Here is a 21,802-nt window from a genome sequence, read left to right as displayed (position 1 = left end):
ACACTATTTCAAAGTAACCTCGGCGCCAGCCTCTTCGAGCTTCTTTTTTATGTCTTCTGCTTCATTTTTAGGAATACCACTTTTTACAATCGCATCTGGACTTCCGGCCTTCTCGACCAGATCTTTTGCCTCTTTCAAACCAAGACCGGTTATTTCTCTGACAACTTTGATAACACCTATCTTGTTGCTGCCAAAGCCTTTTAACAAAACATCAAATTCTGTCTTTTCTTCGGCCTGAGCCTGTTGCGCGCCTGCAGCAGGTGCTGCTGCAGCAGCCACTGCTATGGGGGCAGCCGCACTTACGCCAAATTTTTCCTCTAATGCCTTAACAAGCTCTGCGAGCTCCGCAACTGTTAGTTTTTCAATAGCTTCCACAATCTGCTCTACATTCATTTTACCACACCTCCATCATTTCGATTTCTTATCATGTATTGCATTCAAAGCATACAAAAGCTTTCTTATAGTGCCACTCAGAACATAAACAAGATTTGTCAGAGGAGCTTGCACTCTTCCAACGACCATTGCATACAATTCTTCCTTTGTAGGCAACGATGCCAATTTGCTTACGTCATCAGCGGTAAAATAGTTTCCTTCCAGAAATCCACCTTTAAATATTCCTTCGAGTTTTTTCTCTTTCGAAAAAGAGTGAGTGATCTTTATTGCTTCAATAGGATCATCAGACAGAACATAAAGCACCGCCGTTGGTCCTGCAAGTATACTTTGAAAGTCTTTTTCTGCATAACCAACTTTTGAAAGGGCACGGCCTATCAAAGTGTTTTTCGCAACCGTAAAGCGAGCTTCACGTTCATATTTAGAGTACAACCTTCTTCTTAGATCTCTCATCATAGCGACATTGAATCCTGAGTAATTAATGAACATTACAAGCGACGAGTTGGAAAAGTCATTTTCCAGTTTTTCAAGAACTGCCTCTTTTTGTTGTCTCGTTATCAATTTTGCACCTCCTTTCAATAAAAAAGGTCTCAAAAAGAGACCCCGCAGCAAAAGAAACTATATTATTAAACGTTTCTTTCGCCTCGGTAGGCGGGGACTCCCCTTTTTCAGCATAGACCTACTGTCTTTGGCGAAAAGCAATTATTCAAATATTTTCTAAATCAGATTGATCAATTTTTATTCCCACACCCATCGTCGAACTCAGGACAACTCTTTTTATGAACTGCCCTTTTACACCCGCTGGTCTCAAGGCAATGATCTGTCTGTATGCACTCAGCAGATTTTCTCTGAGTTTTTCTCCGTCAAAAGAACACTTTCCCACCGGTATATGTATACAACCTGTCTTGTCATTGCGAACTTCAATTCTTCCCATTTTAAACGCTTTAACTGCTGTCTCAACATCCTCTGTAACTGTACCAGATTTCGGTGATGGCATTAAACCACGGGGACCTAAGATTTTACCCAACTTTCCTATCGATCTCATCATATCAGGCGTAGCTATCGCAACATCAAAATCGGTGAAATTCTCGTTAGTTATTTTTTCTACCAGTTCATCTCCTCCAACATAATCTGCGCCTGCATTTTTCGCAGCTTCAGCCTTGTCTCCTTTTGCAAAGACCAGCACTCTAACTCTCTTACCTGTCCCATGTGGAAGAGTAACAGTGCTACGAACTTGTTGTTCTGGTCTCTTGGTATCTATATTCGTGGACAGGTGCAGTTCAACAGTTTCATCAAATTTTGCCGTAGCAGTTTGTTTAACCAGCTCTATGGCATCATCAACACTATAAAAACGGGTTCGATCAACTTTTTGCCTTATTTCCTGATACCTTCTGGAGTGTCTCGGCACACGCCTCCTCCTCTCACAAATCAATCTACAATTTCAATACCCATACTTTTAGCTGTTCCTTCAACTATCTTGACAGCAGCTTCAAGATCATTAGCAGTTATATCCGGCATCTTTATTTTCGCAATTTCCTCTAATTGCTTTCGGGTAACCTTGCCAACATTTTTCCTTTTGGGTTCACCTGATCCTTTTTCAAGCCCTGCCGCCCTTTTCAGCAAAAACGAAGCCGGCGGTGTTTTAACAACAAAGCTGAATGATCTGTCTTCATAAACCGTTATAATCACAGGAAGAATCATCCCTGCTTTATCAGCAGTTTCTGCATTGAATCTCTTACAGAATTCCATTATGTTTACTCCTCGTTGGCCAAGCGCTGGTCCAACAGGAGGAGCTGGTGTCGCTTTACCAGCAGGAAGCTGTAATTTAACCTCTGCGACTACTTTTTTAGCCATCGAAGTTTTCCCTCCTTATGGTGGTTTGGGAATATTCCCTCCCACTTCACTGGATCCTTTCAACTTCCGATATCTTTACCGTGACCGGTGTTTCACGGCCGAAAATAGTTACTGCCACTCTTAGCTCTTGTTTCTCAGCGTCTATCTCTTTTACTACACCTGCAAAATCTTCAAACGGTCCTGATGTTATTTTGACAACATCACCAATGTGAAAGTCCAGTTCCACTTTGATCGGTTTCATTTTCTCCTCATAAGTTTCCAAACCTGCAAGCCTCAGAATCACCCGAGCTTCACGAGGTTTCATTTCTAAGGGTTGTCCTCCAGAAGAAACAAAATCTATTATGCTTGGAACATTTCGCGCAAATTGCCAGGTCTCATCATTCATCATCATTTCTACAAAAACATATCCAGGAAACAGTCTTCTCTTATGAGTCTTTGCGATTCTGATTTCCTTCCTTGTTCCGAGATCCACTATTTCCACACGCCCACCAGACGTCGCGTAGATTTTTCTTCCATCGGCGAGAAGCTCGCCATTCTTTGCTTGCTTTCCCTTAAAAACCTTCTGTGAGTCGTAGACATCTAAGGGTATATGGTAGATGTCTATTTCACCATCTTCCCTCTGAATCTCAACACGCTTAACCCTCTCGTTTTCAACTATTTTTCCATCCAGTTCGCAGATATGTTCAAAATCCTTCGTCAATGGCATTCCCTGTTTTATGCGAGCACCAATTTTAATACCCGTTTCGAGTTTTGACCCTTCTGGCAAAAAGTATGTTTTCGAGTATTTTCTGTCTATCGTTTCAACAGTTACTTTTCTGTAATTTTTAACATTCACCACCACACCACTGTGTCGAGCATGGATGGGGGGTTCCTCAGCCAGTAAATCTCCTCTCTCAACGTCGGCACCACTTTTAACAACCAGCTTGGCATTAAGAGAAACCGCGAAACGCTTTATAGATTTTGATGTAGCATCCAGAATCGTTTCTTCAGGAACCAGTATTCTGCCGAAATATCTTTCAAATCCTGTGGATCTTATTTTCGCTTCCAAGTTTTCCTTCGCCGTTTGCTCAAATCCGGCCATCGTTCTAAGGATGAACCACTTTTTTTTCACAAAAATCACCCTATGCCAATTGCTTTCAAAAACGTTCTAATTGCTCCAGAGAAGACCATGTCCAGCACAAAAAAATAAACCCCCATTACTACCAGTATTAAAACAACAACAGAAGTGGAGGTCAGAAGCTCATTTCTACTTGGCCAGTGGGTTTTTTTTGCTTCAGCAGCAACCTCCCGAAAGAATTTTTTTATTTTTTCCACAGATATCCCTCCATGGTACAAAAAAATTTGGCAGGGCCGGCAGGACTCGAACCTGCAACCCCCGATTTTGGAGACCGGTGCTCTACCAATTGAGCTACGGCCCTACATCGATCACAACTTAGTTTCGCTATGAACAGTATGTTTGTTGCACTTTGGGCAATATCTTCTGAAACTCAGCTTTTCCTTGGCAGTTTTGTTTTTGTCCGTATAATAGTTCTTTTTCCCGCACTCAGAACACTTAAGTGATATTTTCACTCTCATTTTCCACACCTCTTAAGATAAAAGTGGTGGTGAGGGGAGGATTTGAACCTCCGAAGGCGTTCCGCCAGCGGATTTACAGTCCGCCCCCTTTGGCCGCTCGGGCACCTCACCACCCATCTGTGGAGCCAGCGAAGGGACTCGAACCCCCAACCTGCTGATTACAAATCAGCCGCTCTGCCGGTTGAGCTACGCTGGCACCGTGCCTTTGATATTATATGCTTACAATATTCATATGTCAAGCAGTCGCAATTCTGAAGATACAATATTTTTGTCTAACAGAGATTAAGTGTTTGTATCGTATTGGAAAAATTATCTGATAATATCTCCAAGTTCCTCTATGGCAAAATCCAATTTTTGCCTTCTCAATGTTTCGGGTGTCGGGACACCATTTGAATCCCAGCCTCGAAGTTTGTAATATTCGCTCAGCAGTAGATCGTATTTATCCCTTTCAAGTTTCATACCATTTATATCGTTTTCAAACCAACGCTGTGGTGGATAATCCATGTGCCTGTTCCATTTGCCTCTATATTCCCTGATCCAGTAACATCTTATGAGTGAATATACCCGGTCGGCTGCTTCATAAAGTCTATCCAGTGTATATTGTTCTCCGGTTATTGCGCTGAGGATTTTTGCATACCACTCCAGATCAACACCAAGTTCGACCCATGGTAAACGACAAGCTGTGAGCATTTCAAAAAGTCCACCTCTTATTCGTTGCTGCTCAACAACTTTTCTTGCTTTCTCCGGCGTATAAGTCATAACATATTCGCTTGTTGTGGCTTCTTCAAGAGGTGTTGATCCTATTTCCCAGGCTATGACCCACGCTTCTTTATGATGAGCTCCAATGGCGCTCGTTCCATAAGCAAGAGCCATTGCGGGATATATATAGCAATTATAAGCAGAGACCTCTAAGCCCTTTACATGCATTGCTAAATGCTGGAGATTTAGCTTTTCCGAAGCTTCTTTAACGCCATCTGCCAGAATATTTGCCAGTTCCCCATCTCTGTAAGCTATCTTTCTGACCAATTCTATAGTGTTATCATAATCTCCAAATTTTGGCGCGCCTTTCACATACCCCTTTTCCGAAGCTTCCATGATAAATCCCATCACTGCTCCCAGCGAAATAGTGTCAATGCCATATTCATCCGCCAACCTGTTTAAAACAGCAACCTTGTTCAAAAAAGGCATGCCCATATTTGGGCCAAGCATTCCAACATTCTCATAATCCAGTTCACTTTCTTTTCCTTCCATATCAAGTACGACGTTACCACAAATCATATTGCAATTTGGACATCCTCTTTTAGTAACTTTCATCGCTTCCATTGAATAACCATCAACAGTTCTGGCATATTCGAATTTCACCTGCCCAAAATTTCTAACTGGAAGGGCTTTATTTTTGTTTGCCCACTCAAGAGTGGCCAGTGTTCCCTGACGCATCCAAAAATCGTAAGCGGGAAGAGTGGGAATCATTTTGTATACATCTGTTGTGTACTTCTTGAAAGCCTCTACATCTCTTACCTGGACATCTCCCGTCCCTCTTATAACAACCGCCTTCAATTTTTTGCTTCCCATGACTGCCCCTATACCCGGTCTTCCCCCGGCTCTTCCATCCTGAGAAATAATGACAGCATATTTCACCAAGTTTTCTCCAGCTGGTCCTATGCTCAACACTCCTACGTTGTTTCCATGAACATCTTTCAATTTTCGCTCTGTTTCAAATGTACTCAATCCCCATAACCCTTCTGCGCTTAATATACTCACATTTTCATTATCAATATAAATGTATACTGGTTTCTCACTTGCACCTTCAACAACTAAAGCCATATAACCAGCCTTCCTCAAATGTACCGAAGCCATGGTACCTATATTTCCATCACCGTAGCCTCCTGTCAGGGGACTTTTAGCAGCCACGACGAGTTTTCCCCCACTGGGAGTTCTCAAGCCATTGTAAGGTCCTGCAGCGATAATGAGTTTGTTGCTTTCAGATAATGGATCAACGTGCTTTACTTCATCCCACAAAATCTTTGCAGCTATACCTCTCCCGCCGATGAAATTTTCAAGGTCCATTTTGTTCAACCTTTCAGCAACTACTTTTTTGGTTGACAGATTTACTCTTAAAATCATGTTATACCTCCTTTGACAATTTGCTTACAGCAATGAGTATAGCAAAACGGCAACCCAAATTCGTTAAGATGCACATGACAAAAACTCTGTGCTAAAACAAGAATAATCAGGGATTGTCATCTATATGATATCGTTTTATTATATTTTTTCAGGGTATAATGAATTTATGAATCGGAGGTGCTCGAAGTGTATCTTCAAGATATCATAAAAAAACTTAACGATTACTGGTCAGGTTTTGGGTGCCTGATTGATCAGCCATATGATATGGAAGTTGGAGCTGGAACATTTCACCCGTCAACATTTTTTGGATGCCTTAAACATAGTGAATGGAGTGTAGCCTTTGTTCAGCCAAGCCGTCGACCTACCGACGGAAGATATGGTGAAAATCCCAACAGATTGCAAAGATATTTTCAATATCAGGTGATAGTCAAACCTTCTCCGGACAACTGCCAGGAAATCTATCTCAAATCCTTGGAGAGTTTAAACATAAATCTTAAAGAACATGACGTTCGATTTGTTGAGGATAACTGGGAATCTCCAACCCTTGGGGCATGGGGAGTTGGCTGGGAAGTCTGGTTAGATGGTATGGAAATTACCCAATTCACCTACTTCCAACAAATAGGCGGTATCAGTTTAAAATCCATTCCACTTGAAATAACCTACGGAATAGAAAGAATAGCAATGTATCTGCAGAATAAAAATAGTATCTTCGATGTTATGTGGAATGACAAAATTTCATATGGACAATTATATCTGGAAAACGAAAAGCAATTTTCAAAGTATAATTTTGATCAGTCATCACCACAGAAGCTTTTTCAATTGTATGATATTTACCAATCCGAGTTTGAAAATCAAATAGAAAATGGCAATTACTTAGTTGCATACGATTACATGATCAAATGTTCGCACACTTTCAATTTATTGGACGCAAGGAACGCGATAAGTGTTTCTCAGAGACAGGAATACATAAGATCTATAAGATCTATGGCAAAACGATGCGCAGAAACTTTTCAGGGAGGTTCGTCAAAGTGACAAATACAGCTCTATTAGAAATAGGTATTGAGGAATTACCGGCAAGTGAAATGAGTCAGATACAGCAGCAATTACAGTTACTAACAGAAAAACTCTTTACAGAGAAAAGGCTTGCGTTTCGAACCGTTTTGTCCGTGGTGACTAATCGACGGATGGCAGTATTAGTGAAAGAAATTGCTGAGAGGCAGGAAGATTCTATCCTTGAAAAAAGAGGACCATCGAAAAGCACAGCTTTCTTGGATGGAAAACCCACAAAAGCTTTAATTGGTTTTTTGTCTGCGAATGAAGCGAGTGAAGAAGATATCTACTTAAAAGATGAATATGTGTACATTAGGAAAAAAGTACCTGGCAGAAAAGCATCAGAGGTTCTGCCTGAAATCTTTACTGAAGTTATCCAGAGTTTGAAATTCACCAAATCTATGAGATGGGGGAACGGAAAATATCTATTTGTGCGGCCCGTAAAATGGGTAGTTCTTATGCTAAATAATCAAATACTCCCTTTTCAGATTTTTGGAAAGAATTCTTCCAATAAAACTCAAGGACACCCGAATCTGCAAAAAGTCATCACTGTAGAAAATTGTGCTGATTATATCGATCTTCTTAAGAATCATTATGTACTTGTTAATCAAGAAGAGAGAATTGAGAAAATCAAAGCAGAACTGGCAAAGATTGAGAAAGAACATTTTCTCACGTGCGATAGAGACAAAGAGTTAATCAAGAAAATATCGAATCTTCTGGAGTGGCCAACAGCAATCGTTGGAAAATTCAAAGAGGAATATTTAAATCTACCTGAGGAGCTCATCACTGTCACGGTGAAGCATCATCTCAGTGCATTCACTACATTTGAAAATCAAAAAATAACGCCATATTTTGTGGCTTTTATTGACAATCCTTTTGGAAATATCGAAAAGATAACTATCGGATACAGCAACGTAGTAAACGCAAGACTTGAAGATGCAAGATATTACTTTGAAATAGACAAAAGATACAATCTTGAGGATTTCAATGAAAGATTAAAGGGAATGGTGTTTCAAAAAGAACTTGGTACTTTGTTTGACAAAGTTCTGAGAATAAAGAAACTTTCTCTATACATGGCTGAGAAATTAGGACTTTCCCAAATGGCTGAGAAAATCGGCAGAGCAGCAATCTTGAGTAAGGCTGATATAGCCAGCCATGTTGTGTATGAATTTCCAGAACTTCAGGGAACTATCGGAAAACTCTATGCATTGATGAATGAAGAAGATGCGGAAGTGGCGGAAGCTATAGAAGAACAATATTTTGATGAACCAAAAACAATTACTGGATCTATCATAGCTATTGCCGATAGAATAGACACCATAATTGGTAACCTTGCAGTTGGAAATATTCCATCTGGATCCCGGGATCCTTTTGGTTTGAGAAATAAATCAGATGTTATTTTCAAAACGATCGTGAACAGGAAATGGGACTTGGATCTCGAAGAATTGATAAGAGAGACACTTAAGCTTTTAAGCATAACATGCAAATGGGAAATTATAAGTGATTTCATGTCTAACAGATATTATGCGTTTTTGAGTGGCGAAGGATTCAACTATGATTTATCCAGAGCAGTGAATCATCTCTGGTCAAAACCACTGAGAGGATTTCTCTCGGCGAGGGCTCTGGCAGAAATGGTAAAAAACAACAGCTTCAACGAATTATGCGTAGGCTTTGAAAGAGTGCACAACATTACGAAAAATTTCAATGATACAAAATTCGACGGGGCTCTTTTTGAAGAAAATGCTGAAATAGAGTTGTTAAATCGGTTTATCGAAGTCAAATCGACGGTAGTTAGTAGCCTAAAAGAACTCGATTATGAAAGGGGTGTAAGTTCACTTATAACACTTAAACCTTTCATTGATAAGTATTTTGACGATGTTTTTGTTATGGTAAATCGTGAAGATATAAGAAAAAACAGGCTTGCTTTCCTGAAAAACATAGATGAACTTTTCATGATGATCGGCGATCTGACGCAGCTGATTAAAAGAGAATAAGGGCGCTGTTCGCCCTTATTCTACATCAATTTGAAAAAGATCCATAATTTGAAGATTCTCTTGTAATTATTATATCGTGCGGGTGACTTTCTTTGACTCCTGCGGTTGTTATTTTCACAAACCGGGCTTTTTCCTGCAATTCTCTCAAATCTTTTGCTCCTACATATCCCATACCTGCCCTGAGACCACCAACAAGCTGATGAACCACATCTTTAATTGTGCCCTTGTAAGGTACCATACCTTCAACGCCTTCAGGAACAAATTTGAAATTTTCACTTTGGAAATATCTGTCCGCACTTCCTCTTCTCATAGCCGACTCACTGCCCATACCCCTGTAAGCTTTATATTTTCTTCCCTGATAGAGAATAGCCTCACCCGGAGCCTCTTCAGTGCCAGCAAAGATGCTTCCAATCATAACTGAATCTGCTCCTGCAGCCAGGGCTTTGACTATATCTCCCGAGTACCTGATGCCGCCGTCAGCTATCAAAGTAATTTCATGATTTTTGCATACTTTTGAACAGCTCATTATGGCTGTTAGCTGAGGAACTCCTATCCCGGCTACAACACGGGTTGTACATATAGAACCAGGCCCTATACCAACTTTTATGCAGTTTGCCCCTGCTTCTATAAGTGCGAGAGCTCCTTCTGAAGTTGCAACGTTTCCAGCAACTATCAATAATTCTGGAAAATCAGATCTAATCATTTTGACCACATCTATAACCTTCTTAGAGTGTCCATGCGCGGTATCGACAACAACAAAATCCACCTGAGCGTCCTTCAATGCTTGTACTCTCTCTAAAGTATCATTGCCTGTTCCCACAGCTGCACCGACTATTAATCTTCCCTTGCTGTCACGCGCAGCAAACGGGTGTTCGACGACACTCATTATGTCTTTAATAGTAATTAAACCAGCGAGATGATTGTCAGAATCAACCAAGGGCAATTTTTCTACTTTATGCGTATGCAATATACCCTTAGCCTCATCCAGGCTTATAGAAGGATCGGCCACAATGAGCTGTGTTCGTGGCGTCATAAGCTCTCTAACTTTCCTTGAATAATTCTTCTCAAATCTAATATCTCTGTTCGTAATCAATCCCATCAATTTTCCTTCTTCATCAACTACCGGCAGTCCTCCTATTTTATAAGTAGACATAAGCATCAATGCATCGTGAATTGTATCCTCCGGATGGATAGTCACCGGATCATAGATAACCCCATTTTCAGTTCTCTTTACCACCAAGACCTGGTGCGCCTGTTCTTCAATTGACATATTTTTATGTATAACACCTACACCACCTTCTCGTGCAAGAGCCTTAGCAAGTTCTGCCTCTGTTACAGTATCCATCGCTGCACTCACTAAAGGAATGCTTAAATAAATGTCTCCTACCAATTTTGTTTTCACATCTGTCTGAGAGGGAAGTACCTCGCTATAACCCGGGATCAAAAGAACATCGTCAAAAGTTATGCCTTCTTCAAAAATCAAGATTCCACCTCCTAAAAAGCTTCATTTTGATGTAAGATGTTTGCTGAGATTATATCATCAAGGAGGTTAAAGCATGCAGGCACTTTTTATAAAGATAAGTGGTCGTGTCCATGGAGTTGGTTTCAGATATTTTACATATAAATTAGCAAATAAAATGAAAATTAAAGGATATGTTAGAAACGCGGAAGATGGATCAGTAGAGATTCACGCTGAAGCACCCGAAGAAATCCTCGTAGAGTTTCTCAAGGCAGTGTCCATCGGACCACCGATGGCTACCGTAATTAGTGTAAAATACGAAAGAGTGGCCGGACAAAATTTCACATCATTTGACATTGTGCCGTGAGAGGAGGATTGTTCAATAATGTTAATATCTTTTGAGGGAATCGATGGAAGTGGAAAAGGAACGCAATTGAGACTTTTTTTGTCTTACCTTAAAAATAAGAATTTACCTTATATACATGTCAGAGAACCAGGAGGGACCGAGTTAGGTGAGATTTTGCGGGAAATAGTGCTCAAAGGTCAATTTCAAATTTATCCAAAAGCTGAACTATTGCTTTTTTTGGCCAGCAGGGCTCAATTAGTTTCACAGATAATATTGCCAGCTTTGAAGGAAAACAAAGTAGTTGTAGCGGATCGTTTTATTGACTCGAGCGTTGTTTATCAAGGTGTCGGAAGAGAACTGGGGCCAGAGCTCGTTGAGAAACTCAATGACTTTGCAACAGATGGTTTAAAACCCGACCTGACTTTTTATATAGATGTACCAGTGGAAACAGCTCTCAAGAGAAAAAGAATTTTTGATAGAATTGAATCTGAAGGAATTGAGTTTTTGAAAAAAGTCAGAAAGGCATATCTGGAACTGGCAAGAAAGGAAAAAAGGATTTTCTTGATGAACGGCGAAAAAGCTATTGAAGAAATACACTCAGAAATCATACTAATTTTTGAGCAACTCTACTGGGGGATCATCAGGTGATTAGGTTAATACTAACAGAAGTGAACAGAGTTTTCAAAAATAAGTTATCCTTTCTAATAATGTTTCTTGTTCCAATAGTTGTCGTTTTTCTCACGTTGATCATGTTTAATAGTTTCAGCGTTTTGAACACTAAAATAGGTATCCTCAATCTTGATGATGATCCACTGTCTCGTTTCACCGTTGGCACAGTTATGTCACTCTTTAGAGGGGGAACCATATCTTACGTTGGACCTAATTATCAAAGTAAGCTGCTTTCAGGTGAATACAGTGCCATAGTGATAATTCCGAAGGATTTCTCTAAGAATCTTTATGCTGCCAAACAAACAACTCTGAGCTTCATACCAAGTCCTGTAGATCTTCAGGTATCAACGATTGTCTATCGACTGTTTAATTCCATGTTTGAAGATCTTCAGGGAAGCCCTTTTTTTGATCCTCAGGTTATGAAATATTTGTTCACATCTCCCGGATACCCGGCACCAAAATTAATCCTGCCAGAAAAGGAAAAGCTCATGAGTTTTGAATCACTGTTAACACCTATTGCAATTTTTCTATCAGCAGCTTTTGTCATAATAGCTATTTCGTGTAGCTCAACTACCCTGGATCGCCAGATTAAACTAACAGATATGTATATGACATATAATCTGTCAGGTTTTCTCTATATTGCAGCAAAGGTTATCGCATATAGTCTGATAGGAATGGTCGAATCAGCTATAGCCTGCTTGATATTTGTTTCAATAGGTGTATACCTTCCTGTTGGATTACTTATCTTCTTAACTTTTATGAATTCCTTTTTTCACGCCAGCTTCGGTGTAATGCTATCGTGTATTACTGATAATCTTCAGATCGCAAGCTTACTTGGAGTGGGGACAATCATTGTTTCTTTCTTTTTAAGTGGCATGGTTGTACCGATAAGTTCTATGCCAGAGATTGTGCAAACTATTTCGAAGTATTCTCCTTTATTTTCAGTAAATTATGTCTTGAGAAAATCGCAAATATACGATGTAGTTTCAGCAGCCGAATTAATCAAAGTTGCCCTTATAGCTGTAACTACTTTTGCCTTAGTATTATTAACCGGAGCATTTAATTTCAAAAGAAGGTGAGAAACAATGCTTAAATTCCTTATAATTTCGGATACCCACGGCTCGGTCAAAAGCTGGGAAGTCATCGAGAGATTATCGGGTTCGGTGAATAAATATTATCACCTTGGTGACGTTCTCTATCACGGACCAAGAAACCCTATCCCAGAAGGCTACAGTCCATCAAAACTTGCTCAAATTCTAAAAGATAAAAATATTATTTATGTTCGAGGCAACTGTGATGCAGATGTAGATCTTTCAGTTCTACACAATGAAGATATGCCGAAATTCATGATATTAACATTCGGTCATTATAAGGCTGTGCTTTTACATGGTGAAAATCTTCACTCTGATGAAGATATGATAGAACTTCTAAATGCGCACAATGCGGACATACTCTTTTACGGTCACACGCACATTCCAAGACTCGAAAAAATCCAGTCAAAGATTCTCTTTAATCCTGGTAGCCCATCTCTTCCAAAAAGCAATTGCCCGCCAACTTACGGTGTTGTGGAATTTTCGAATAAATTATATCTGGGTATTTATACTCTCTCTGGTGATTTATACATGGAGATGAGTTTATGAGAGATCTATCGAAAATTTTTGAGGATCTTAATCCTCGCATTCAACGCATCAACGATGAGGGCTTAATGATACCACCGGATATAAACTACCAAAATCAGTTCACATTACTTGAAGATGACTCAATTGATTCTGGAAGATTCTTGGACGATATTATATTCGTAGACAGCCGCAGGCGCACTTTTGAATCTATAACCGTCTCCGGCTATGTGACTCTTCTATGTCAGATAATAACTGGTTCTGTGCGCTTCAAGAAAGGGGAATGTTTTCCTCTCTTTTCACCTGACGATGGGCCAAAGTCGAAGTTAGTGCTTGGTATTCCAAAAGATTTTGCCAATATAGCAAATCTGAAAGATGGAGAAGAATTGAATATCGGTAAACTCAACTGCATAACCTGTGTTGGAGAAGACGCAAAGTCGGCTATAGAAATTTACATGCAGCATGCGGAACAATTAGAAGTGGAAAATCAAATATCAGAATGCCTTACCATAAAGGATGGGAGCATCGATTTTGCTACGCCCGCATTTAAAAAAAATCGTGGGCCTATTGGTTTGGTTAAAAATGTCCAGAAGGCTTTTGTGAATTTTGAAACTTTCAATGCATATGCATTTATGAAGAGTGGGGAAAGATCGAAAAGTATAATAGCAGAGCTCGGGCATGATAGGAATTTATTGAGAATTATGTCATATTTGAAATTGATCAACAAACCAGGCCTGAGAGGGCTTGTAAGAATAGAAACAATTATTGATAAAAGCGAATTCAACCAGACCAAAGAGAGTATTTTCAGCACATTTAATTCTCTTGCCAGAACCTTACCACTTCTAACTGATCAATCCTCCATTATACCGAGAACACCCGAAGATGTCCTACCGGTAATCTTTCTCGAAAAATATTTAGATAGATATTTTTATGATCCTGTGTATGTTCATTGCGCAGTATTAGAATCATTTGGAGAAAAGGTGGGATAAACATGAAAGGGTTCAGCACAAAAGCTATCCACATCGGGGAGATTCATCTTCTCGATTCAGTAACCACACCGATTTTTCAAACATCGAATTTTCTCATGAGTGCTGAAAAATATGAGTCTAACGATAGAAATAGTTACATCTATTCAAGAATGTCCAATCCGACTGTAAGAATGCTGGAGAAAAAATTGGCGGCACTTTGCAACGGAGAGGACGGTGTACTTCTATCTTCTGGAATGGCAGCAATAAGTTGCTCTCTCTTATCTGTTTTATCTGAAAACGACAAGGTGATTTTCTCGGCGGAACTTTACGGTGGCACATATGCCATGATCAGAGAAGTTTTATCAAAATTCTGTATAAAATGCGAATTTACACCTGTAGATGAGTTGAACCACAGAGATTTTAGTGATGCGAAGGTTGTTTTTGTTGAGTCATTAACAAATCCATTGCTAAAACTTGCTGATATAGATTCATTGGCAAAAAAAGCACATGAGCAAGGTGCATTACTTTATGTAGATAATACCTTTATGTCTCCTTACAACTTTAGACCGCTCAAATTTGGAGCCGACGTTGAAATCCATAGTCTAACAAAATATGTTGGAGGTCATTCGGATATCATACTCGGTTTTGTCACTGCCAGGCATCAAAAATTGATTGAAAAAATCTGGAGACAAATGTATACCTTCGGTGCCAATCCAAATCCATTTGAAGCTTTTCTAACGGCTCGGTCGGTGAAGACACTCTCATTAAGAATGACGCAGCATAACAAAAATGCTGAAATTATCGTAGATTTTCTCTTAAAACACCCGAAAATAAAAGAAGTAAGATATCCCTCATTGCAACAAAATATCCCTGAATGTTACAAAGATTGTCCTGGTTTTGGAGGAGTCATTTATATTGATTTAGAAACAACCGACAACGCTTTGAGATTCGCCAGCAATTTGAAGCTCTTTCGCCAGGCCACGTCACTTGCAGGTGTAGAATCTCTTGTAACTATTCCATGTCTAACATCACACTCAGCATTGAACGATGAGGAACTGCAAAAAGCTCACATATCTAAGGGAGGAGTCAGATTATCCGTAGGGATTGAAGATGTTCAAGATCTTCTCGAAGATCTTTCCCAGGCACTGAATAAAATATAAAAGGCGCCTTAAGGCGCCAATTTTATTCCTCTCCCACTCGCATTCTGACGAACCTTGTTACTCTGATATTTTCTCTTATCTTTCCTATCAACTCATCAACAACTTCTTTTACTGTTTTTTCATCGTCAAAAATGTATTTCTGATCGTATAAGCAAACTTCTTCATAGAATTTTTCGAGTTTACCCTGAACAATTTTCTCCACAACAGCCGCTGGTTTATTGGAGTTTTCCAACTGAGCTCTGTAAATTTCTTTTTCTTTCTCTAAAACCTCTTCCGGGACATCCTCCCTGGTAACATATTTTGGATTCATAGCCGCAACATGCTTGGCAAGATTGTATGCAAGTTCCTTAAATTCCGGCATTCTGGCCACAAAATCTGTTTCGCAACCCAATTCTAAGAGCACACCAATTTTATCATTAAAGTGAATGTATGAAGTAACTATACCTTCTTTTGTTAATCTTCCTGCTTTTTTCTGTGCCACCGCAGCACCTCGTTTTCTGAGCACTTCCACAGCCTTTTCAAAATCACCATCTGCTTCAGTCAGAGCCGTTTTACACTCCATAACGCCTGCACCTGTCATCTCTCGCAATTTTTTAACCATATCAGCGGTTATCTGCATAAAATGACCTCCTTCTCATACTATTACTAAATTGAGCAAGGCTTATTATAACATAAATTGTTTTCCTTTAGACCTGAGTTTTTCGAGAGCCTCTGCAACATTTGGAGGAACCCATTTAGTCACATCTCCTCCCATGGATGCAACTTCCCTAACCAATCCAGATGATAAAAACGAAAAACGTTCATCAGTCATAAGAAAAACCGTTTCAAATTCTTTGCACATACTTTTATTTGCTATAGCCATCTCAAGCTCATACTGGAAATCTGTAACGGCTCTAAGACCACGTATAACTACCTTTATATTTCTACTCCTGAGGTAATCAACAAGTAACCCCTGATAACTATCCACATGTACATTTGGTTCTTTTTTAACAAGATCTGATATCATCTCTACTCTTTCTTCAACAGTAAAAACGGGGGATTTTCTTGGATTGCTCATTACTACGATCCACAATTCTTCAAAAATTTTCAGCGCTCGATTAACTATGTCAAGATGACCATAGGTAATTGGATCAAAAGATCCCGGGTAAACTGCCTTCACCTTAAGTCACCACACTTAATCTGAAAGATTTTTCTATCATACAACCGCATTGCTGTCAAATTACCTCCATAAACACAACCAGTATCTATTCCTATTTTATTCTTACCGAAAAAAACTTTTTCAAAAGGCGTATGCCCAAAAACAACAGTATAGTCTTTTAAAGGTTCATCACAGAAGATAAATTCGTCCCTTATCCATACCAGATCAAAATAACTCTGTTTTTCCAATGGAATTGAAGGTCTCACCCCTGCATGAACAAAGACAAAATCTGTTTCCACGTGGTAGAAAACCGTTGAATGAAGAAACTCAATATGCTCGCGAGGAATCTTTTCTATTCCCCCGTAACTTCTAATTGTAGCCATAGCTCCATTTATAGACCACAACTCGAAATCGCGACCTTCATCCAGATAATTAAGCATCATCCATTCGTGATTTCCTCTTAAAAAAACACAGTCATATACATCTCTCAGAGATATCAATTTATTCAAAACAAGTTTGCTATCTGGCCCACGATCTACATAATCTCCCAGAAAAATCAATCTGTCACTTTTCTCCAGAGGGAGCAAATTGAGAAGCATTTCAAGCGCTGAGGCACAACCGTGGATGTCACCGATCGCGTAGATCAGAAAGACCGCCCCTTCTGTAAATAAACAAAATGAACCCTGCTATCATCAATATTGCACTAAAAAGCTGAGCAACACGAACTTCCCCCCAGAAAAGGCTATCAAGCCTGAGGCTTTCAATGCAAATTCTTCCAAGGGAATAAAAACATAAATACAGTGCGAAGACCTCGCCGTGATTTTTTCTATGCCTTTCAATATACAAAATCAACAATAAAAAGATCGAAAAATCCCATATAGATTCATATAAAAAAGTGGGATGAAAATATTCATAATTTATATATTTTATCGGGCGAAATCCTGATGGCACATACATTTTCCATGGCAACGTGGTAGGGCCACCAAAGGCCTCGTAGTTAAAAAGATTACCCCACCTGCCTATAGATTGACCTAAGGGAAGGTACAGAGCTCCAAGATCGAGTGCTTGAAATATACTGAAGGTAAGGTTTTTCTTAATCTTTGAGTACAAAATGAAAACAGTTATACCAAAAACAATCGCGCCCTGTATGGCTAATCCCCCATGCCAAACCATGAAAATTTCAATGAAATTATTTCTGTAATAATTCCAGTTGAAGATTACGTAAAATAGACGAGCACCTACTATGCCAAAAATAATCGCATAGAAAATCAACTCGTCCAGCTGTTCAGCTTTGACTCCTTCTTTCAGAGCTCTTTTTCTTGCAAGAATATAGGCAAGTATAACACCTGTCAGTATGAAAACTGAGTAGTAACGTATCTCAAATCTCCCCAGCTTCAATATTGCACTGGACAGAATGAGATTTCCCGAAAAAACATTGGAAAGGAAAAAAAACAACAAAACAAAACAAAGGCCAAAAATTATTATTCGACCTACCATAATCATTTCTCCAGAATACGTTCCCTTATATCATTAATCTGCTTTTTTATCTTGTTCGCCGTTTTGTAATCCTCCTGCTTTAGAGCTTCTTCCAATCTATGCTGGAGCACATAAATTCTCCTCTTAGCTGCTTCGTTGAGGTCGGTTTGAGAAACATTATCTTTATCAAACAAAATTCTCAAAACAGCGACTGGAGCTATTGAAAATATGACATCACTGGTACCCGAGCCATCTGGTGAAATTTCCCTCAGATCTGTATCCTGGACAATCTCTATGTGAGCTGCGATATATTTTATTCCCTCTTTTGAGAACACAGGAGCCTCCCTGAGTGATCTTCTCAGGCAATCTGTGCAGTAATTAATCTCTTTAACCATCCCATCAGACACAAATCTAATAAATTTCTCACCTGGGCCTCCACAAGAATTACATTTCACAAAACCACCTCGTAAGAATTGAAAACAGACATCGCTTTGCTTAAACCTTCATTCAACATGACATCAACTGCTTCCACTGCTTTATCAAGAACCTTATCAATCAATCTTAACTCTTCTTCAGTGAAATCTTCAAGCACATAATCAGCTAAATCAATATTTTCTGGTTTTGGTCCTATTCCTATTCTCAAACGAACAAACTCGTTGGTCCCAATATAATCAATGATTGATTGTAATCCCCTGTGACCACCAGATCCTCCCTGGGCTTTTATTCTGAGCCTTCCACACGGTAAATCAACATCGTCATATACAACAATTATATCAGTAGTCGTGACATGAAAATCTCTTTGACATTTTATAACAGCTATCCCACTTAAATTCATGAAAGTATTCGGTTTCACTAAAAAAATGTCTTTGCACTGGCTAAAAGTATACCTATCTCTGTGTTGCCATGTGCTGCACTTTTTGAACTCTTTGAATCGATCTACAAACATAAAACCCACGTTATGCCTGTTAAAGGCATAACGTGGACCGGGATTACCAAGTCCTACAATTACTTTCAATCCTCTTCTTCCTCTTTCTTGCCTTTCTTTATAACCTCTGGTTCAGCTGTTTCCTGTACTTCAACAGCTTCATGTGCCTCTTCAACAAGCAAACCACGGGGTACAACTATTGTTACCAAAGCCTCTTCTGGATGCAACAACGCCTTCATGCCTGAAGGCAATCGCAAATCTTTCACATGTACAGATTGTCCAAGTTCCAAATGTGTAACATCTATTTCTATGTGGTCTATCAAAGCAGATGGTAATGTTTCTACAGGAAGCTCGTTATGAACTATCTCCAGAATTCCTCCTTTTTCGACGCCTATGGCTTTCCCAAAAACACGAATCGGAACGTTTATCTTCATAGTATGACCTTTGGCAGGTTTGTAAAAATCGATATGAACAATTTCATCCGTTACTTTATCCACCTGTACTTTTTTTATGAAGACCTCCATTTCCTCGGAACGATCGTCATATTTTATTTCTAATCCTACTGGAAGAGCCTCGGAGGCCTTAGCCAGCAACTTTTCTACCTCTGACTTATTTAGATTAATACTCAGAGGCTCGGTTTCCGGCCCATACACAACAGCTGGGATCAAACCTTTTGCTCTCATTTTTCTAACAGATCTTTTTCCTCGCTCGTTTCTCAACATTGCTTTAAGCCGCATCGCTTTTTCCCTCCTCATCTAAACAATATACTCACAGAAAGATTCTTTCTTATCCTGATTATCGCCTCTCCTAAAAGAGCTGATACACTGACAACATGGAATTTACTCGACAGTCCTTTGTGATAAACTGTATCAGTTATATAAACCTTATCAATATCACTTTTCTCTATTCTATCAACGGCATTTCCAGAAAGAATACCATGCGTTGCACAAGCAAGTATGCGTTCTGCACCTGATTTTTTCAAGATCTCCGCACCCTGAACCAGGGTACCAGCTGTATCGATTATATCGTCAAACACAACTGTTACTTTTCCCTTAACTTCTCCTATCACGTGAACAACCTCTGCCACGTTATCTGTTGGGCGCCTCTTGTCAAGTATAGCGAGTGGAACACCAAGTTTTTCGGCAAATTTGCTGGCTCTTTTTACTGCCCCTACGTCCGGAGCTACGACTACCAGTTTTTCTTTTTCATCTCCATGCATTCTCATTATTTCGTCTATAAATACAGGAAAACTGTAGAGATTATCCAGCGGTATATCGAAAAAACCCTGTATCTGCTCGGCATGAAGATCAACAGTAAGCACCCTGTTTGCTCCCGCAACGGTAATTAAATTCGCAACCAACTTTGCTGTAATAGGGTCTCTTCCTTTTGCCTTCCTATCCTGACGAGCATATCCATAATATGGCAGTACAACAGCAACACTATTCGCAGAAGCCCTTCTGAAAGCATCAATCATTATAAGGAGCTCCATTACATTTTCATTCACCGGGGGCGAAAAAGATTGTAAGACAAATACATCATGTCCTCTCACCGTTTCATTTATTTTAACATTTATCTCTCCGTCGGAAAATCTTGAAACCTGACAGTCACCAAGTCGAAGTCCCAAATAATCAGCTACTCGTTTTGCTAACTCCGGATTAGAATTTCCAGCGAATAACTTCAAATCATTTCTCTGAAACGGCATCAATCTTCCTCCTTTTTCCTTTTATCGATAACCCAGTTAAGCTTAATTTCCTGTCTGGCTCTTGCTATAGCCAAACTCCAGGCGGGCACATTTCTGTTTATCGTTGATCCAGCAGCAACAAACGCTCCTTTTTCCACTTTTACCGGTGCCACCAGCGCTGTATTGCTTCCAATAAAAACTTCATCTTCGATAACTGTTTGATTTTTTCTCTTGCCGTCGAAATTACATGTTATTGTCCCGGCACCTATATTAACACTTTTTCCAACAACAGCGTCTCCCAAATATGTCAAATGTTGTGCTTTCGTATTTTGGTCTATCTCCGAATTCTTAATTTCCACAAAATTGCCAATCTTCACACCATTACACAAAACCGTTCCTTCTCTTAATCTGCTAAAGGGACCAACAGAAACATCGCTCATAATTCGAGCCCCCTTGCACTCAGATCTGACAATAGTAACCCTGTCTCCAATATAAGAGTCAATTATCCTCGTCATGGGGCCTATAATACAATCTTCTCCTATTTTAGTATCTCCATGTATGAAACTCATTGGATATATTATGCTATCTCTACCAATCTTAACATCAGCATCAATATAGGTTGTCTCCGGGTCCACAATGGTAACACCTTTAATCATTAATTCTTCAAGTATCCATTGTCTGCGAAATTTTTCTGCCTGTGCAAGTTGAATTCGATTGTTTATCCCGATAAACTCACAACTGCGTTCTGATTTATAAATATTGACCCTCTCCAAGAATGCAAACACATCTGTAAGATAGTACTCACCTTTCTTGTTTTTACAGTTAATCATTGGTAAAACTTCTAAAAGTTTTCTCCCATTGAAGATATATACTCCTGTATTTACTTCCACAATGGCTTTTTCCCTATTTGATGCCTCAGATTCTTCAACTATCTTTACAAACTTTCCAGATTTGTCTCTAACAATCCTGCCATATCCCGTCGGATCATTCATCTCAACAGAAACAACTGTTGCATCACAGTTTGACAAATTATGTGAATTGATTATTTTCTGGATAGTACCCTCAGTGATCAAAGGCATATCTCCATAAAGAATAAGCAAGTTATCGGCTGGATCTATAAAATTTCTTGCACTCATCACGGCATGCCCCGTACCGAGCTGCTGACTTTGATGAACCACTTCCACATTTTCAGGTAAAAGCTTTTTAACTGAATCAGCATCGTGGCCAACAACCACACATACCTTATCGAGCAGATTCAGTACTGTATCGAGAATCCAACGAATCATAGGCTTGCCACAAACGGTATGAGTGACCTTTGCGTATTTCGAATTCATCCTTACACCCATTCCCGCTGCAAGAACAATACATCTCATACTT

General features: G+C 39.5%; 26 protein-coding genes, 3 tRNA genes and 1 other annotated feature. Of the genes, 8 read left to right on the top strand and 21 right to left on the bottom strand.

The window, feature by feature from the left end; translation table 11 throughout:
* Nucleotides 1–3: 3 nt before the first annotated feature.
* From rplL to TLET_RS02395, 11 genes are all read right to left on the bottom strand, one after another.
* A complete protein-coding gene (gene rplL, locus TLET_RS02440; RefSeq protein ID WP_012002524.1) occupies nucleotides 4–393 on the bottom strand; it encodes a 50S ribosomal protein L7/L12 in 390 nt (129 codons plus the stop codon).
* A 15-nt stretch (nucleotides 394–408) separates the two neighbouring features.
* Nucleotides 409–951, bottom strand: a complete 543-nt coding sequence (rplJ, locus tag TLET_RS02435; RefSeq protein WP_028843414.1) for a 50S ribosomal protein L10 — start codon at nucleotides 949–951, stop codon at nucleotides 409–411.
* A 10-nt stretch (nucleotides 952–961) separates the two neighbouring features.
* Nucleotides 962–1,100 (bottom strand) — a sequence feature (ribosomal protein L10 leader region).
* Complete coding sequence (gene rplA / locus TLET_RS02430) at nucleotides 1,097–1,798, bottom strand: 50S ribosomal protein L1 (RefSeq protein ID WP_012002522.1); 702 nt, start codon at nucleotides 1,796–1,798, stop codon at nucleotides 1,097–1,099. It overlaps the preceding feature by 4 nt.
* A 20-nt stretch (nucleotides 1,799–1,818) precedes the next feature.
* Nucleotides 1,819–2,244, bottom strand: coding sequence for a 50S ribosomal protein L11 (rplK, locus tag TLET_RS02425; RefSeq protein WP_012002521.1), 426 nt, complete (start codon nucleotides 2,242–2,244; stop codon nucleotides 1,819–1,821).
* A 46-nt stretch (nucleotides 2,245–2,290) separates the two neighbouring features.
* A complete protein-coding gene (gene nusG / locus TLET_RS02420; protein ID WP_012002520.1) occupies nucleotides 2,291–3,355 on the bottom strand; it encodes a transcription termination/antitermination protein NusG in 1,065 nt (354 codons plus the stop codon).
* Between the two features lie 5 nt (nucleotides 3,356–3,360).
* The gene (secE, locus tag TLET_RS02415; RefSeq protein ID WP_012002519.1) at nucleotides 3,361–3,558 is read right to left on the bottom strand and encodes a preprotein translocase subunit SecE; all 198 of its coding nucleotides are present in this window, start codon (nucleotides 3,556–3,558) and stop codon (nucleotides 3,361–3,363) included.
* Nucleotides 3,559–3,586: 28 nt separating this feature from the next.
* Nucleotides 3,587–3,662 (bottom strand) — tRNA-Trp (locus TLET_RS02410).
* Between the two features lie 7 nt (nucleotides 3,663–3,669).
* Nucleotides 3,670–3,819: a 50S ribosomal protein L33 gene (rpmG, locus tag TLET_RS10770; RefSeq protein WP_012002518.1), complete on the bottom strand. Its 150-nt coding sequence runs from the start codon at nucleotides 3,817–3,819 to the stop codon at nucleotides 3,670–3,672.
* Nucleotides 3,820–3,843: 24 nt separating this feature from the next.
* Nucleotides 3,844–3,930, bottom strand: a tRNA-Tyr gene (locus tag TLET_RS02405).
* 9 nt (nucleotides 3,931–3,939) lie between these two features.
* A tRNA-Thr gene (locus TLET_RS02400) sits at nucleotides 3,940–4,015 on the bottom strand.
* 113 nt (nucleotides 4,016–4,128) lie between these two features.
* The gene (locus tag TLET_RS02395) at nucleotides 4,129–5,943 is read right to left on the bottom strand and encodes an aldehyde ferredoxin oxidoreductase family protein (RefSeq protein WP_012002517.1); all 1,815 of its coding nucleotides are present in this window, start codon (nucleotides 5,941–5,943) and stop codon (nucleotides 4,129–4,131) included.
* Nucleotides 5,944–6,129: 186 nt separating this feature from the next.
* On the opposite strand from TLET_RS02395, the gene TLET_RS02390 reads away from it, so the two are divergent.
* On the top strand, nucleotides 6,130–6,975 hold the full coding sequence (locus tag TLET_RS02390; protein ID WP_012002516.1) for a glycine--tRNA ligase subunit alpha: 846 nt from the start codon (nucleotides 6,130–6,132) through the stop codon (nucleotides 6,973–6,975).
* Entirely contained in the window at nucleotides 6,972–8,987 is a 2,016-nt protein-coding gene (gene glyS / locus TLET_RS02385) for a glycine--tRNA ligase subunit beta (protein ID WP_012002515.1), read from the top strand. Before TLET_RS02390 ends, glyS begins: the two co-directional genes overlap by 4 nt.
* A 25-nt stretch (nucleotides 8,988–9,012) precedes the next feature.
* On the opposite strand, the gene guaB is transcribed toward glyS, so the two are convergent.
* Entirely contained in the window at nucleotides 9,013–10,470 is a 1,458-nt protein-coding gene (guaB, locus tag TLET_RS02380; RefSeq protein ID WP_012002514.1) for an IMP dehydrogenase, read from the bottom strand.
* A 73-nt stretch (nucleotides 10,471–10,543) separates the two neighbouring features.
* On the opposite strand from guaB, the gene TLET_RS02375 reads away from it, so the two are divergent.
* Genes TLET_RS02375 through TLET_RS02350 form a run of 6 tightly spaced genes read left to right on the top strand, consistent with a single transcriptional unit; the run spans nucleotide 10,544 to nucleotide 15,205 of the window.
* Nucleotides 10,544–10,813 (top strand): acylphosphatase, encoded by a 270-nt coding sequence (locus TLET_RS02375; RefSeq protein ID WP_012002513.1) that lies wholly within the window; start codon nucleotides 10,544–10,546, stop codon nucleotides 10,811–10,813.
* A gap of 18 nt (nucleotides 10,814–10,831) precedes the next feature.
* Nucleotides 10,832–11,440 carry a dTMP kinase gene (gene tmk / locus TLET_RS02370; RefSeq protein WP_012002512.1) on the top strand — a complete coding sequence of 203 codons (609 nt, stop codon included), beginning with the start codon at nucleotides 10,832–10,834 and terminating at the stop codon, nucleotides 11,438–11,440.
* Entirely contained in the window at nucleotides 11,437–12,540 is a 1,104-nt protein-coding gene (locus tag TLET_RS02365) for an ABC transporter permease (protein WP_012002511.1), read from the top strand. Before tmk ends, TLET_RS02365 begins: the two co-directional genes overlap by 4 nt.
* A 6-nt stretch (nucleotides 12,541–12,546) precedes the next feature.
* Nucleotides 12,547–13,101, top strand: a complete 555-nt coding sequence (gene yfcE / locus TLET_RS02360; RefSeq protein ID WP_012002510.1) for a phosphodiesterase — start codon at nucleotides 12,547–12,549, stop codon at nucleotides 13,099–13,101.
* A complete protein-coding gene (locus tag TLET_RS02355) occupies nucleotides 13,098–14,066 on the top strand; it encodes a hypothetical protein (protein ID WP_012002509.1) in 969 nt (322 codons plus the stop codon). The genes yfcE and TLET_RS02355 overlap by 4 nt, the downstream gene beginning before the upstream one ends.
* 2 nt (nucleotides 14,067–14,068) lie before the next feature.
* A complete protein-coding gene (locus TLET_RS02350) occupies nucleotides 14,069–15,205 on the top strand; it encodes a trans-sulfuration enzyme family protein (protein WP_012002508.1) in 1,137 nt (378 codons plus the stop codon).
* Nucleotides 15,206–15,227: 22 nt separating this feature from the next.
* On the opposite strand, the gene tsf is transcribed toward TLET_RS02350, so the two are convergent.
* The 9 genes from tsf to glmU are packed head-to-tail and all read right to left on the bottom strand — an operon-like array spanning nucleotide 15,228 to nucleotide 21,798.
* Entirely contained in the window at nucleotides 15,228–15,824 is a 597-nt protein-coding gene (tsf, locus tag TLET_RS02345) for a translation elongation factor Ts (RefSeq protein WP_012002507.1), read from the bottom strand.
* A 45-nt stretch (nucleotides 15,825–15,869) separates the two neighbouring features.
* Nucleotides 15,870–16,364: a pantetheine-phosphate adenylyltransferase gene (gene coaD / locus TLET_RS02340; protein WP_012002506.1), complete on the bottom strand. Its 495-nt coding sequence runs from the start codon at nucleotides 16,362–16,364 to the stop codon at nucleotides 15,870–15,872.
* Nucleotides 16,361–16,942, bottom strand: coding sequence for a metallophosphoesterase family protein (locus tag TLET_RS02335; protein ID WP_012002505.1), 582 nt, complete (start codon nucleotides 16,940–16,942; stop codon nucleotides 16,361–16,363). The genes coaD and TLET_RS02335 overlap by 4 nt, the downstream gene beginning before the upstream one ends.
* A 28-nt stretch (nucleotides 16,943–16,970) precedes the next feature.
* On the bottom strand, nucleotides 16,971–17,840 hold the full coding sequence (gene lgt / locus TLET_RS02330) for a prolipoprotein diacylglyceryl transferase (RefSeq protein WP_012002504.1): 870 nt from the start codon (nucleotides 17,838–17,840) through the stop codon (nucleotides 16,971–16,973).
* 2 nt (nucleotides 17,841–17,842) lie between these two features.
* Nucleotides 17,843–18,274, bottom strand: coding sequence for a hypothetical protein (locus tag TLET_RS02325; protein ID WP_012002503.1), 432 nt, complete (start codon nucleotides 18,272–18,274; stop codon nucleotides 17,843–17,845).
* Nucleotides 18,271–18,834 carry an aminoacyl-tRNA hydrolase gene (pth, locus tag TLET_RS02320; protein WP_012002502.1) on the bottom strand — a complete coding sequence of 188 codons (564 nt, stop codon included), beginning with the start codon at nucleotides 18,832–18,834 and terminating at the stop codon, nucleotides 18,271–18,273. The genes TLET_RS02325 and pth overlap by 4 nt, the downstream gene beginning before the upstream one ends.
* Entirely contained in the window at nucleotides 18,831–19,481 is a 651-nt protein-coding gene (locus TLET_RS02315) for a 50S ribosomal protein L25 (protein ID WP_012002501.1), read from the bottom strand. Before TLET_RS02315 ends, pth begins: the two co-directional genes overlap by 4 nt.
* A gap of 14 nt (nucleotides 19,482–19,495) precedes the next feature.
* Nucleotides 19,496–20,446 carry a ribose-phosphate pyrophosphokinase gene (locus TLET_RS02310; protein ID WP_012002500.1) on the bottom strand — a complete coding sequence of 317 codons (951 nt, stop codon included), beginning with the start codon at nucleotides 20,444–20,446 and terminating at the stop codon, nucleotides 19,496–19,498.
* Nucleotides 20,446–21,798, bottom strand: a complete 1,353-nt coding sequence (gene glmU / locus TLET_RS02305) for a bifunctional UDP-N-acetylglucosamine diphosphorylase/glucosamine-1-phosphate N-acetyltransferase GlmU (RefSeq protein ID WP_012002499.1) — start codon at nucleotides 21,796–21,798, stop codon at nucleotides 20,446–20,448. Before glmU ends, TLET_RS02310 begins: the two co-directional genes overlap by 1 nt.
* Nucleotides 21,799–21,802: the final 4 nt, after the last annotated feature.

Source organism: Pseudothermotoga lettingae TMO, assembly GCF_000017865.1.
Taxonomy (GTDB): Bacteria; Thermotogota; Thermotogae; order Thermotogales; family DSM-5069; genus Pseudothermotoga_B; species Pseudothermotoga_B elfii.
Note: the sequence above shows the minus strand (reverse complement) of the source record. Positions and strands in the feature narration are given on the sequence as shown.